At 61.3% G+C, this 11,479-nt stretch carries 11 protein-coding genes and 2 tRNA genes; 8 read left to right on the top strand and 5 right to left on the bottom strand.

Annotated elements, in window-relative coordinates; genetic code table 11:
- Positions 1 to 77 precede the first annotated feature (77 nt).
- Positions 78 to 1,535, top strand: a complete 1,458-nt coding sequence (locus tag NW851_RS01830; RefSeq protein WP_414335288.1) for a pyruvate kinase — start codon at positions 78 to 80, stop codon at positions 1,533 to 1,535.
- A 10-nt stretch (positions 1,536 to 1,545) separates the two neighbouring features.
- Here NW851_RS01830 and lptB read toward each other — a convergent pair whose 3' ends face one another.
- Positions 1,546 to 2,274, bottom strand: a complete 729-nt coding sequence (gene lptB / locus NW851_RS01825; protein ID WP_414335290.1) for an LPS export ABC transporter ATP-binding protein — start codon at positions 2,272 to 2,274, stop codon at positions 1,546 to 1,548.
- Positions 2,275 to 2,951: 677 nt separating this feature from the next.
- Between lptB and NW851_RS01820 the strand changes: the two genes are divergently transcribed.
- Entirely contained in the window at positions 2,952 to 3,443 is a 492-nt protein-coding gene (locus tag NW851_RS01820; RefSeq protein WP_414335292.1) for a pentapeptide repeat-containing protein, read from the top strand.
- 82 nt (positions 3,444 to 3,525) lie between these two features.
- Here the strand turns inward: NW851_RS01820 and NW851_RS01815 are convergent.
- Together NW851_RS01815 and NW851_RS01810 are read right to left on the bottom strand one after the other, a co-directional pair.
- A tRNA-Leu gene (locus tag NW851_RS01815) sits at positions 3,526 to 3,606 on the bottom strand.
- 79 nt (positions 3,607 to 3,685) lie between these two features.
- Positions 3,686 to 4,630, bottom strand: coding sequence for a PLP-dependent cysteine synthase family protein (locus NW851_RS01810; protein ID WP_414335294.1), 945 nt, complete (start codon positions 4,628 to 4,630; stop codon positions 3,686 to 3,688).
- Between the two features lie 179 nt (positions 4,631 to 4,809).
- Between NW851_RS01810 and NW851_RS01805 the strand changes: the two genes are divergently transcribed.
- The 3 genes from NW851_RS01805 to NW851_RS01795 are packed head-to-tail and all read left to right on the top strand — an operon-like array spanning position 4,810 to position 7,507.
- On the top strand, positions 4,810 to 5,937 hold the full coding sequence (locus NW851_RS01805) for a cob(I)yrinic acid a,c-diamide adenosyltransferase (RefSeq protein WP_414335296.1): 1,128 nt from the start codon (positions 4,810 to 4,812) through the stop codon (positions 5,935 to 5,937).
- On the top strand, positions 5,937 to 6,701 hold the full coding sequence (locus tag NW851_RS01800) for a lysophospholipid acyltransferase family protein (RefSeq protein WP_414336768.1): 765 nt from the start codon (positions 5,937 to 5,939) through the stop codon (positions 6,699 to 6,701). Before NW851_RS01805 ends, NW851_RS01800 begins: the two co-directional genes overlap by 1 nt.
- Complete coding sequence (locus NW851_RS01795) at positions 6,698 to 7,507, top strand: alpha/beta fold hydrolase (RefSeq protein ID WP_414336766.1); 810 nt, start codon at positions 6,698 to 6,700, stop codon at positions 7,505 to 7,507. The genes NW851_RS01800 and NW851_RS01795 overlap by 4 nt, the downstream gene beginning before the upstream one ends.
- Here the strand turns inward: NW851_RS01795 and NW851_RS01790 are convergent.
- Together NW851_RS01790 and NW851_RS01785 are read right to left on the bottom strand one after the other, a co-directional pair.
- Positions 7,485 to 8,216 (bottom strand): HAD-IA family hydrolase, encoded by a 732-nt coding sequence (locus NW851_RS01790; RefSeq protein ID WP_414335301.1) that lies wholly within the window; start codon positions 8,214 to 8,216, stop codon positions 7,485 to 7,487. The genes NW851_RS01795 and NW851_RS01790 overlap by 23 nt on opposite strands.
- A gap of 18 nt (positions 8,217 to 8,234) precedes the next feature.
- A complete protein-coding gene (locus NW851_RS01785) occupies positions 8,235 to 9,212 on the bottom strand; it encodes a PhoH family protein (RefSeq protein WP_414335303.1) in 978 nt (325 codons plus the stop codon).
- A 531-nt stretch (positions 9,213 to 9,743) separates the two neighbouring features.
- On the opposite strand from NW851_RS01785, the gene NW851_RS01780 reads away from it, so the two are divergent.
- The 3 genes from NW851_RS01780 to NW851_RS01770 all read left to right on the top strand — a co-directional run bounded on the left by NW851_RS01780 (position 9,744) and on the right by NW851_RS01770 (position 11,345).
- Entirely contained in the window at positions 9,744 to 10,292 is a 549-nt protein-coding gene (locus NW851_RS01780) for a hypothetical protein (protein ID WP_414335305.1), read from the top strand.
- Positions 10,293 to 10,447: 155 nt separating this feature from the next.
- Positions 10,448 to 10,538, top strand: a tRNA-Ser gene (locus NW851_RS01775).
- A gap of 48 nt (positions 10,539 to 10,586) precedes the next feature.
- A complete protein-coding gene (locus NW851_RS01770; protein WP_414335306.1) occupies positions 10,587 to 11,345 on the top strand; it encodes a TIGR00297 family protein in 759 nt (252 codons plus the stop codon).
- Positions 11,346 to 11,479: the final 134 nt, after the last annotated feature.

The following is an 11,479-nucleotide window of genomic DNA, read 5'->3' as shown; positions in this document are numbered from 1 at the left end:
CAAACAACTGCTGTCGAGCAAAAGTGAGTCTCAACCTAGAATTGGGCTTGACAGGCTGCTTTCAGAAAGTTGCGAGCATGGCTTCCTCTTCCCCCGATCTCAAAGGTTTGCTGGAAAAACTCCTGGAACTGCGGCAACAAGTTGTACAGGGATCCCAGACCTACTTGGCTGCTTGGGGCTGCTCTGGGGATCCCTCTCCCGCCATGCACAACCTGGCGCGGTATCTGGCTTTGCGGCAACAGGATCTGCGCAGCCTGCAACTGGAGCTGGCCGCCCTGGGGCTGTCGTCGCTGGGGCGATGTGAATCGCGGGTTTTGGAAAGCCTCGATGCGGTAATCGCCATTTTGGCCGCCGCTCAAGGGCTGAGTCATGAAGGACCCAGCTATGAAGCGTTTTACGCCGGGGATGCGGCCCTAGAGCAGCACACCGAGGCTCTTTTTGGCCCTCCCTCCCCCCACCGCCGCGCCCGCATCATGGTGACCTTGCCCAGCGAAGCTGCCGAGCAGCCGGAGCTGCTGCTGGAGTTGTTGCAACGGGGCATGGACGTAGCGCGAATCAACTGCGCCCACGACGATCCCTCGGTGTGGGAGAACATGCTGGCCCACTTGCGCCGGGCCGAAGCCCAGACCCAGCGGCGCTGCAAGATTTTGTTCGACCTGGCCGGCCCCAAGATCCGCACCGGCCCGGTGGTTATGCCTCCGGGCAAAGCCAAGGTGTACCGTGGGGATCGCATCCTGCTCACGGCAGCCATGCCGCCGGTCAACTCTGACATCTCCTGCCAGGTGGCTTGCACCCTGCCGGAGATTTTGGCAAACCTGCAGGTGGGGACAACCGTCTGGATCGACGACGGCAAGATTGGCGCCCGCGTAGTGGGGATCGAGCCGGCAGGCGTGGTGCTGGAGGTGGACAAAGTTGCTCCCCAGGGCAAGAAGTTGCGAGCCGAAAAAGGCCTCAATTTCCCCGATAGCCAGCTGCAGATCCGCCCCCTCAGCGAGAAAGACTGCCAAGACCTGGATTTTGTGGTGCAGCATGCCGACTTGGTGGGTTATTCCTTTGTCCAGCAGCCGGCGGATTTGCAGTTGCTGTTTTCCGAGCTGGAGCGGCGGCAGGCCCGGCCCGACTTGGGGTTGATCCTCAAAATCGAAACCCGACAGGCGGTGAAAAATCTGCCAGCTCTCATCGCGACGGCTGCTGATAGGCCGCTGGGGGTGATGATTGCCCGGGGAGATCTGGCCGTGGAGATCGGTTGGCTGCGCTTGGGCGAGATCCAAGAAGAACTGCTGTGGATTTGCGAGGCCGCCCATGTGCCGGTGGTGTGGGCTACGCAGGTGCTGGATCAGCTCACCAAAGAGGGCCTGCCCTCGCGGCCCGAGCTTTCCGATGCGGTGATGTCCGCCCGCGCCGAATGCGTGATGCTCAACAAAGGCCCCTATCTGCTGGAGGCGGTCGCCCTTCTTGACGAGCTGCTGGCCCGCATGCAAGCCCACCAGCACAAGAAAAGCCAACGCCTGCGGGCTTTGTATTCCTGGCAGTAGAGGAAGCTCGTTAGAGGCGGAACTTCTCCCCCAGGTAATACTTGCGCACCAAGGGATCCGCCGCCAGCTCTGCTGCCGTGCCCTTGGCCAAAATGGCTCCATCGTTGAGAATGTAGGCCCGGTCGGTGATCTCCAGCGTCTCCCGCACGTTGTGGTCGGTAATCAACACGCCGATGCCGCGATGCTTCAGCTTGGCCACCACCTCCTGGATATCCGCCACCGCAATGGGATCCACCCCCGCAAACGGCTCATCCAGCAGCAGAAATTTCGGCCCGTGGATCCCGGCAGCCAAGGCGCGGGCGATCTCGGCGCGGCGCCGCTCTCCCCCCGAGACCTGCAGGCCCAGGCTGTGGGCCACATGGGCAATGCGGAACTCCTCCAGCAGTTGGTTGAGGCGTTGTTGCCAAAGGCGGCGAGGCACCCGTGTCTGCTCCATGATCAGAAGCAAGTTGTCTTGGATGCTGAGGCGACGAAAGATGCTCGGCTCCTGGGCCAGATAGCCGATCCCCAACTGGGCCCGGCGGTGCATCGGTAGGTGAGTAATATCTTGGTCATCCAGCCAGACATGGCCTCGGTTGGGCTGGATCAGGCCGGTCATGATGTAGAAGGTGGTGGTTTTCCCTGCCCCATTGGGCCCCAGCAGCCCAACAATCTCTCCCTGCTGAATGTGCAAGCTGACGTCGCTCACCACCTCACGGCGGCCATAGCGCTTACAGATGTTTTCTAGGTAGATCTGCATAGGGCCGGCACAGAGTTGCTGATCAAGGCTTCCTATCCAATGCTTACGACAGCCTGTCACCCAGATAGGGATCCCGGCTGCCGTGGCACACCAGGTGCTCTCTTGAGGATGCCCCAAACCTGGTCCACAATCCAGGGGAGTGCAGGCAGTAATGGTTGCCCTCAAGCCAACCGGAGGAATCTTCGATATCCTCCCCACCCCTCAAAATGGGATCGTTATGGGATCTGTGGCCTTGCCATGCTCCGCTGCCCAGCCTGCCATTGGCTAAACCCCGACTCCGATCGTCGCTGTCGCCGCTGTGGACACTTTTTGCGTCGTCGCTCGCTTCCTGTTGCCAGGAGCGGATCCCTGGCTTTCAGCCCGAGAAGGCCGAAAATCCGCTGGGATCGCGTCCTGGCTTCCTCAGCAATACTGGGGGTTTTGGCAGGGTTGGGGCAACTGTCTTGGCATGGGCTGCAGCCGCTGCTGCAAGATCCGCCCCCGCCCGGCGATAGCCCACCAGCTCTAGGGCGATAAGGCCGCAACGTCATCGCAGCTTGAGGGAATTTGTCAATCCGGGAGCCGAGGCAGACCTGTGGAGTGGTCGAAGCCGACGGATGCCACTATCATGTGACCAACCCAGGACAACCCCGCTCTGGCGGATTGTCGCCGTCAACCCTTGATGAGGCTTGGTCACCATGAACTTACATCTTAAAGCTGCCGCCGTTTTAGCGCTGCTGACCACGGCAGCCGTGGCCTCCACTGCCGCCGCCACAACCCCCAACGCCTGCTTCCTGCGCTATCTCATGGCTTCCCGAACCTGTCCCAACTGCCGCCTGGGATCCCTCGAGCTGAGCAACCTGGATCTGGCAGAGGCTAACTTCCAGGGTGCCGACCTGATTGAGGCCAATCTGGAGCGCACCCTCTTGACGGGCGCCGATCTCAGCCAGTCTTACCTGGTGGGGGCCAATTTGCGGCGGGCGCAATTGCGCGGAGCCAACCTGAGTGGCGCCTACCTGGAAGGCGCAGATTTGCGGGGCGCCAACCTGCGAGGGGCCGACCTCTCTTCTGCATTCCTGTACGGCGCCGACTTGCGGGGGGCCGATCTGCGCGAGGCCAATCTGGCTGGGGCTGACCTGCGCTTTGCCCGCACCTGGGGCGCACGCCTGCAGGGCGCCGTTCGGGAATAGCGCAAAAGGCCGAGATCAATTCTCGGCTGGCTCGCCACTGCCCACTTCCCCTCTCCTGCTCCGGGAGAGGGGTCGGGCCCAGTGCGGATGGCGAGACTCGAACTCGCAAGGCAAAGCCACACGCCCCTCAAACGTGCGCGTATACCAATTCCGCCACATCCGCTTCTAAGCCTAACCATCATAGCGGCAGAGGTGTGCAGTTGTTAAGGGCATTGGCCCTTTTGCATCCTGCCGCGGTAAGGTCAATCCTCCGTCCAAAACCGCTCCGAGAGATACTTGTCAGCCCCGTCGCAAAAGATGGTCACCACCACTCCGGAGGAAAGTTGACGGGCCACCTGTAGGGCTGCCACCACATTGGCCCCGGCAGAGATGCCCACCAGCAAGCCTTCTTCTAGGGCCAGGCGCTTGACCATTTTCTGGGCTGCTTCTGTGGAGATCTCGATGTGCTGGTCGGGCAGGGTGGGATCGTAGATCTCGGGCTTGAGGGCGGTGGCCATGTGCTTGAGGCCTTCTAAGCCATGAAAGGGAGAGTCCGGCTGCATGGCAATGATTTGGATATCGGAGCGGCACTCCCGCAGGCGCCGCCCTACCCCCATACAGGTGCCGCTGGTACCCAGCCCGGTTACAAAATGGGTGACCTGCCCCTGGGTTTGCTCCCAGATTTCTACTCCTGTGGTCTCGTAGTGGGCCTGCCAGTTGGCGGGGTTGCTGTATTGGTCGGGGTAGAAATAGAGCTCGGGGTTTTCGGCGTAGAGGGCGCGGGCTTTCTCGATGGCCCCATCGGATCCCAGGGCGGGATCCGTCAAGACCAGATCCACGCCGTAAGCCGCGAGGATCTTCTTGCGCTCCGGGCTGGCGTTGGCTGGCAGGGCCAGCTTGACTTTGTAGCCTAAGGCCGCCCCGATCCAGGCGTAGGCGATGCCGGTGTTGCCGCTGGTGGCATCCAGGATGATCTTGCCGGGGGTGAGCTTGCCCTGGCGTTCGCCGGCGCGAATCATGTTCAGGGCAGGGCGATCTTTGACGGAGCCACCGGGGTTGTACCACTCTGCCTTGCCGTAAACCCGCACCGATTCCGGCAAATCGGCAGCCACTCGCCGCAGGCGGATAAGCGGTGTTCCACCCACCAGCTCAATGGGGCTATCGACGGCAGAAAATAAGGGGCGAGAAGAAAATGCAGTCGGATACAAGGGGGATCCCTCGCTAGACAGGCATTGACTGGACAACCATTGCTCATCTTATCCTGGCCTTTCTCGGCTCTTGAGGGCTTTTTCTGGCCCCTGGCCAGCTTTCCTAAAAACCTGTGGCTAGACTCTAAGATGGGGGTAGCAGGGCAAGAGTTCTGGACAACGGCACGATGCGGAGGGGCATGGCAGAAATCGGCATTGTAACCGCCCAGCAGTTCGACCGCCGACGGGGCCAGATCCACGTCTACGACGGTGAGGGCAAAGGCAAGTCCCAGGCGGCGCTGGGGGTTGTGCTGCGCTCCATTGGTTTGGGGATCGAAAAGGCGGCCCCCAGCCGGGTGTTGTTGGTGCGGTTTCTCAAGGGGCCGGGCCGCACCTACGCCGAGGATGCGGCCATTGCTGCTCTGCAGCGGGGCTTCCCCCATCTCATCGATCAATTGCGCACCGGACGCGGGGAGTTCTTCGGCCCGGACGAGATCACCAAGTTCGACCGTCAGGAGGCCCGCCGCGGCTGGGATGTGGCCAAGGGAGCTTTGGCGTCAGGATTTTACTCGGTGGTGGTGCTGGATGAGCTCAACCCGGTGCTGGATCTGGGCCTGCTGCCGGTGGATGAGGTCGTCAACACCCTCAAGCAAAAGCCGGAGGAGATGGAGGTGATCATCACCGGGCGGGGGGCGCCCAAGGAAATTATCGACCTGGCAGACTTGCACTCGGAAATGCGCAGCCTGCGCCGGGGGGCGGATCCCCAAAACGGCCAGCCCAGCGGCATTGAGATCTACACCGGCAACGGCAAGGGAAAATCCACCAGCGCTCTGGGTCGGGCTCTACAGGCCATCGGGCGCGGCATCAGCAAGGATCTCTCCCACCGCGTGCTGATCATGCAGTGGCTGAAGGGGGGAACGGGCTACACGGAAGATGCGGCCATTCGGGCCTTGCGAGAAAGCTACCCCGACCTGGTGGATCACCAGCGTTGCGGTCGGGATGCGATCGTCTGGCGAGGTAAACAGCAAGAAATCGACTATGTAGAAGCGGAGCGGGGCTGGGAGTTGGCACGGGCAGCTATTGCTTCCGGCCTGTACAAAACCATCATCTTGGATGAGCTGAACCCGACGGTGGATCTGGAGCTGCTGGATGTGGAGCCGATCGTGCAGGCTTTGTTGCGCAAGCCGCGCGATACGGAGATCATCATTACGGGCCGCTGCCATGCCCCCTTGCCCTATTTCGAGCTGGCCTCTGTCCATTCGGAAATGGTGAGCCACAAGCACTATGCCGAGCAGGGAGCCGATCTGCGACGCGGGGTGGACTATTGATGGGATCCTTCGCAGCGTTCTGGCAACCGTTGTCCCCAGCCCTGTCTGTTTTGGCTTGGCCGCCAGACTCCAAGATGCTGGCTCAGTCGTTGCTCAGCCTTTTCCAGACGGAAGTGTGGGTGGAGGGGGGGGAGCGCATTCCCGCCGGCCCGCTGGTGGTGGTGAGCAATCACCGCAGCTTCCTGGATGCGCCGGTGCTGATCGCGGGGTTGGATCGGCCAATTCGCTTTGCCTGTCATTACTACCTGTCTCAGGTGCCGCTGCTGCGGGAGGTGGCCCTGGCACTGGGTTGCCTTCCCCTCAAGCAGGGATCCCGGCAGCAAATCCATTTTTTTCGCCAGGCGCAGGCCACCTTGGCGGCAGGCGTGGGGGTGGGGATCTTTCCGGAAGGCGCGGAGCAGATCACCCGTGCGACCTCGCCTCAGGAGTTGGGGCAGTTTCAGCCGGGCTTTGCCCATCTGGCCTTGGCGGCAACGGTGGATCCCTTGCCGATTCTGCCGGTGGCCGTGTGGGCCCAGGAAGAATGGCGGGGGGTGGATATTCCCATGGCTTTCTTTCGCTGGTTTGACCCCAGCGAGCCCCGCTTTCAACAGGAAGGGGGACATCCGGTGGTGTTGTATCGGCGGGTGGTGCTCAGAGTAGGATCCCCCCTCTGGGTCACTGGGAAGCAGCGCCACCGATCCCGACGCGAACGAATGCAGGTGATTCAAGAGCTAACCGCAGCGGCCCGAGAACAGGTGCAATTGGGATTGGCAGGGAAATGAGAAAGTTGAGTGGCGAGCTGATAACCTCTAGCTTGATCTGCCCGGCAAAGGAGGCAGTTGGTCAGGAGCGGCCTCTGTTGCTGTACCTGCCCGGTATGGATGGCACAGGCGGGTTGTTTTACCGGCAGGCGCGGGCTTTGGAGCGGGAGTTTTGCATTCGCCCCCTGAGCTTGAACCACCCAGAGGCGGGAAATAGCTGGGAGACCCTGGCCGACTGGGTGGGATCCCAGTTGGAAACAGGAGCCTACTTGTGTGGAGAATCTTTTGGGGCCTGCCTAGCCTTGTTGGTGGTTGCCCGCTGGCCGGAACGGTGCCGCGGCCTTGTTTTGGTCAATCCGGCCTCGTCGCTGCGACGTCGGCCCTGGTGGTGGGCGGGGCATTGGCTGCTGCCCTTTTTGCCGCCAGGGCTCTATCACCAATTGTCGGAGCGGGGGCTGGGGTTTTTGGCCGAGCTCAACCAAATCGAGCCGCCGGATCGGGAGCGATTGCGCCAGGCCGTGCACAGCGTCCCGCCAGAGGTGGCTGCCCAGCGCTTGGCCTTGCTGGGATCGTTTGTCGTGGAGGAGCTGCCCCTGGAGTCGATGACCCTGCCGACGTTGCTGGTGGCGGGGGGGCGGGATCGCCTGTTGCCGTCGGTGCAGGAGGTGGGCCAGCTGGCGGAGCGGCTGCCCCGGGCGCAGGTGGAGATCTCGCCCTTGAGCGGCCACGCTTGTCTTCTGGAGCGGCAGATGAACCTGCGGCGTTATTTGCTCAAGCCAGATGGGGTTTTCGCCCCCCTGCTGCTCAATTCTGCTGCGAGCCGTTGAGAATGGAAAGGGCTCCCCACAGATCGGCTATCCGTCCTTGGCAGGAGCGATCTTTTCCTTCTCGATCCAGCCAAAGGGCTTTCAAGCCCGCTGCTTTGGCCCCTTGATAGTCTTCGCGGTGGCTATCGCCGATGTGGCAAGCGGCTGCGGGAGGGATCCCTTGGGCCGCCAGGGCAGCTTGGAAGATGCGGGGATCGGGCTTGGCATAGCCCACCTGGGTGGAAAGGGTGAGGCTGGAAAAGTAGGAACCCAACTGCAACTGCTGTAGCACCCCGGGCAGGCGGCTGTCGAAATTGGAGATCACCCCCAGCCGGATCCCTTCCTGTTGCAGAACCTGTAGAACCGGCAGCGTCTCGGGATAGAGCTCCCAGGGCCCCGCCCCGGCAAAGTACTCGAACAGGTGGGCAAAAAACACCTCAAACTGCCCTTCCCCGAAAGCAGCCAGGGATCCCACTTGGGCGAAGGTCTGGCGCACCACCTGCCGCCACCAGGCCCGCTCCCATTCCTGCAAGACGGATCCCGTCAAGCCTGGGCAGGCCGGAGTTGGAGCCTGGGCAAAAGCTTGGGCAAAGGCGCAATCCAACGCTGGGGGATCCACCCTCACCCCATATTCTGCTGCCACCTGGCTGTAAGCTTGGCCAACGCCGCCCCGCACCCGAAACAGGGTGCCCACCGCATCGAAAAAGAGCACCGTTCCGCAACTCATCATGAGTAGGTATCACCAGTATCACTGCTGGCTCTCATAGCGGTCGTAGGCATCCACAATCCGCTGCACCAATGGGTGACGCACCACATCCCGCTGGTCAAAGTAGCAAAAAGCAACCCCCTCCACCCCCGTCAGGATGCGCTCCGCAGCGGCCAAGCCCGACAGGCGATGCTTGCCCAGATCCGTTTGGGTGAGATCCCCGGTAACCACCATGCGCGACCGGAAGCCCAGCCGCGTGAGGGCCATCTTCATCTGCTCCGGGGTGGTGTTCTGGGCTTCGTCCAAAATGATGAAAGCATTGCTGAGAGTGCGCCCCCGCATGTAAGCCAGGGGCGCCACCTCGATGACCCCTTGTTCCATCAACTGGGGCAGCTTGGCCGGGTCGATAAACTCGAACAGGGCATCGTAGAGGGGCCGCAGATAGGGATCCACCTTTTCCACCAGATCCCCCGGCAAAAAACCCAACTTCTCCCCCGCCTCCACGGCAGGGCGAGTGAGGATCAAACGCTCATATTCCCGGTTTTGCAGGGCAGCAATGGCTACAACAGCGGCCAGATAAGTTTTGCCGGTGCCTGCCGGCCCGATGCCGAAGCAGAGGTCGTGGGCGCGAATGGCTCGCACATACTCCTGCTGGCGGGGCGTTTTGGGCCGGATCAGCTCTCCCTTGCGGGTGCGGGCCAACACACCTGCTTGCGCTTGCTGATAGGCCGCAGCCTCCTGCCCGGAGAGGGCGCGAAAAGCTTGCTCTGCATCGATCACCGTGACAGGGTGTCCAGTTTGCCAAAGCGGCTTCAGCAATTCTAGCCACTGCCGCACCTGCTGCCGCTGCTGAGGGGTGCCTTTCAGGTACAGGTCTTGCCCGCGCAGCGTTACAGAAGCCCCACTGAAGCGACTGATCCACCTCAAGTTGGCCTCCTGAATGCCCGCCAAAGACATGGCCTGTTGAGGATCGGACAGAGAGATAATTTCGAAATCGGTGGGAGCAGAAGTGTCGTGCATGCCGTGGGCGCCGGGCACCCCGCGAGACTGGTAATGGTGATCCTATCAAAAACGGCTGTCAGAACGCTCCGGGTTCGGAGAGCTGCTGCAGAGACCAGATGAGCGCAAGAGTGCTTAACAGGGGCATTGCACAAATTAATGTGTTTTGGAATACGAGTTCCCAGCAGATCTGCGCTGAGTAAGGATCTGGGTTCTGGCTTTGGTCGGCAGTCAAGTCGTGGGGAATTAACAGATTCCTAAGGTTCCCTAAAAAAGTATTGCAAAGGCCTATTTCTCTGGGAATAGCCGCCATCCATCAAGTAAAGTTGACCTATTGACGTAAGGAGCTTGAACCCTCAATCTCTTGCCCGATCGAGCAAGAGCCTGAGGTTTTCAACCCCGATGTCATAGTTCATCTGAGATTCTCCACCAAGCAGCAGGGAGAGGAATAGGTTTGTCTTTAAAACCTTTCCCCGGCTTCATTTTTGGGATCCCTGTAAGCTCTCTACAGATCCTCACTTCGGGAGTCATTTTGAAAAAAAGGAGAGATAGATGTCTACCCAATCTGCGTCTGGTACTCTAGGGTTGCCACAACTGGATTTGACCCAAATTCCACGCCAGATCGCCTGCGATGGCAGCGACTTAGACTGGAGCCAAGCTCAAGTGATCGAAGGCACCCAGCCCCAAGAGGAGAACTTGCAGGGCTGGATGGCTTTCTCTGACCTGCGGGTCAATCAAGAGGCCGGCAATATCCTGCACTGGCAGGGGCGTCCGCTGCGGGCCAGCCGCATCCGCTTTTTCGTGAAAAATGTGGCCTGGCGCTACGGCTTTTCTTTCTCCACCAGCATCCGCTCGCCCCTTGGCAAAGGGATCCCGACCCCGCCGGAGTGGCGCTACCCCGGTCTTTGCCGCTACGGGCTTGTGGTGTTCCAGCCCAACGCCCAACTGGTGGCCCATCAGGTTTGGGAATCCTCGCCGGAGCAGCCCCAAGAGGTAGATCTGGATCCCAACTTGGATATTGCCTTCAACGTCAACGATGCCAAGGGCAGCTACGGCGACAACAGCGGCAGCTTCGATATCTACGTGCAGGTGGTGAGCTAGGGCCGCCCAAGCCCAGGGGTTACCTCCAGGAGGGATCCCGACCATTCGCGACAGCGGGACGGAGTTCTTGCAGGCCCAGTTGCCGGGCGGGATCCCATCTTCTACAATAGGTGAGCTGGCGGCTGGATCCCAACGGAGGGTGTCTCTGCCGCTTTGGAGAGGTGGCTGAGTGGTCGAAAGCGGCTTCCTGCTAAGAAGTTACGGGGCCCAAAAGCTCCGTCGAGGGTTCGAATCCCTCCCTCTCCGTTTCTGCAGTTGACCCTTGGCGGCGGTTTCACTGCTTTTTGGGTGTTTATGTGGCAAGCGTGGCTGCTGAGTCAGTGGGGAGTGGCGCTCTGGCTCAACCTGGCCTTGGTGGCGCTGGCTCTGCTGATCCCGCAAAGGGCGTTGACGCGGGCTGGGGTTCTCCATGCAGGCTTGCTTGGCCTGCTGGTGTGGGGGGGCCTGGGGTGGCGGGGTTACCTAGCAGTAGCCGCCTATTTTTTAGTCGGCACCGCCGTCACCCGGCTGGGGATCCGGCGCAAGCAGGCGCAGGGGATCGCCGAAAAGCGAGAGGGGGCGCGAGGGCCGGAAAATGTCTGGGGATCCGCTTTGACCGGGGCAGTATGCGCGGTGGGCTACACTTTCTTGCCGCATCCGCTGTGGTGGTTGGGGTATGGTGCCAGCTTTGCAGCGAAATTGGCCGATACCGTCAGCAGCGAGGTGGGGAAAGCCTACGGACGCCAGACCTTTTTGATCACCACCTTCCAATCCGTGCCGGCGGGCACAGAAGGAGCCGTGAGCCTGGAGGGATCCCTGGCAGGGGTGGCGGCAGCGGTAGGGATGGCCACCTTGGCTTGGGGGATCGGTGGGGAGTGGGTAAGAGGAGACCCGTTTTGGCTGGGCATTTGCTGTCTGGCCGGGATCCTGGCCACCTTGGCAGAAAGCTGGATGGGGGTGGTGTTGCAACCCCGCCTGGCCTGGATGAGCAACGAAGTGGTGAACGGCATTCAAACAGCCCTAGCAGCTCTCCTGGCCGTGGGATTGGGAGCGCTTTTGGGGATCGGATCCTAAAAAGGGGCCCCTCACCCCCAACCTCTCTCCCTGAGGGATGGCCCTCACCCCCAACCTCTCTCCCTGAGGGATGGCCCTCACCCCCAGCCCCTCTCCCTGAGGGATGGCCCTCACCCCCAGCCCCTCTCCCTGAG

It is taken from the genome of Synechococcus sp. H55.7, from assembly GCF_047462395.1.
Taxonomy (GTDB): domain Bacteria; phylum Cyanobacteriota; class Cyanobacteriia; order Thermostichales; family Thermostichaceae; genus Thermostichus.
The sequence above is the reverse complement of the archived record's forward strand: the minus strand, read 5'-3'. Positions and strand labels throughout refer to the sequence as shown.

Excerpts from the sequence above, each read along its gene's own strand:
- NW851_RS01830 (WP_414335288.1), top strand. The coding sequence starts at position 78 with ATGGCTTCCTCTTCCCCCGATCTCAAAGGTTTGCTGGAAAAACTCCTG.
- lptB (WP_414335290.1), bottom strand. The coding sequence starts at position 2,274 with ATGCAGATCTACCTAGAAAACATCTGTAAGCGCTATGGCCGCCGTGAG.
- NW851_RS01820 (WP_414335292.1), top strand. The coding sequence starts at position 2,952 with ATGAACTTACATCTTAAAGCTGCCGCCGTTTTAGCGCTGCTGACCACG.
- NW851_RS01805 (WP_414335296.1), top strand. The coding sequence starts at position 4,810 with ATGGCAGAAATCGGCATTGTAACCGCCCAGCAGTTCGACCGCCGACGG.
- NW851_RS01800 (WP_414336768.1), top strand. The coding sequence starts at position 5,937 with ATGGGATCCTTCGCAGCGTTCTGGCAACCGTTGTCCCCAGCCCTGTCT.
- NW851_RS01795 (WP_414336766.1), top strand. The coding sequence starts at position 6,698 with ATGAGAAAGTTGAGTGGCGAGCTGATAACCTCTAGCTTGATCTGCCCG.
- NW851_RS01790 (WP_414335301.1), bottom strand. The coding sequence starts at position 8,216 with ATGATGAGTTGCGGAACGGTGCTCTTTTTCGATGCGGTGGGCACCCTG.
- NW851_RS01785 (WP_414335303.1), bottom strand. The coding sequence starts at position 9,212 with ATGCACGACACTTCTGCTCCCACCGATTTCGAAATTATCTCTCTGTCC.
- NW851_RS01780 (WP_414335305.1), top strand. The coding sequence starts at position 9,744 with ATGTCTACCCAATCTGCGTCTGGTACTCTAGGGTTGCCACAACTGGAT.
- NW851_RS01770 (WP_414335306.1), top strand. The coding sequence starts at position 10,587 with ATGTGGCAAGCGTGGCTGCTGAGTCAGTGGGGAGTGGCGCTCTGGCTC.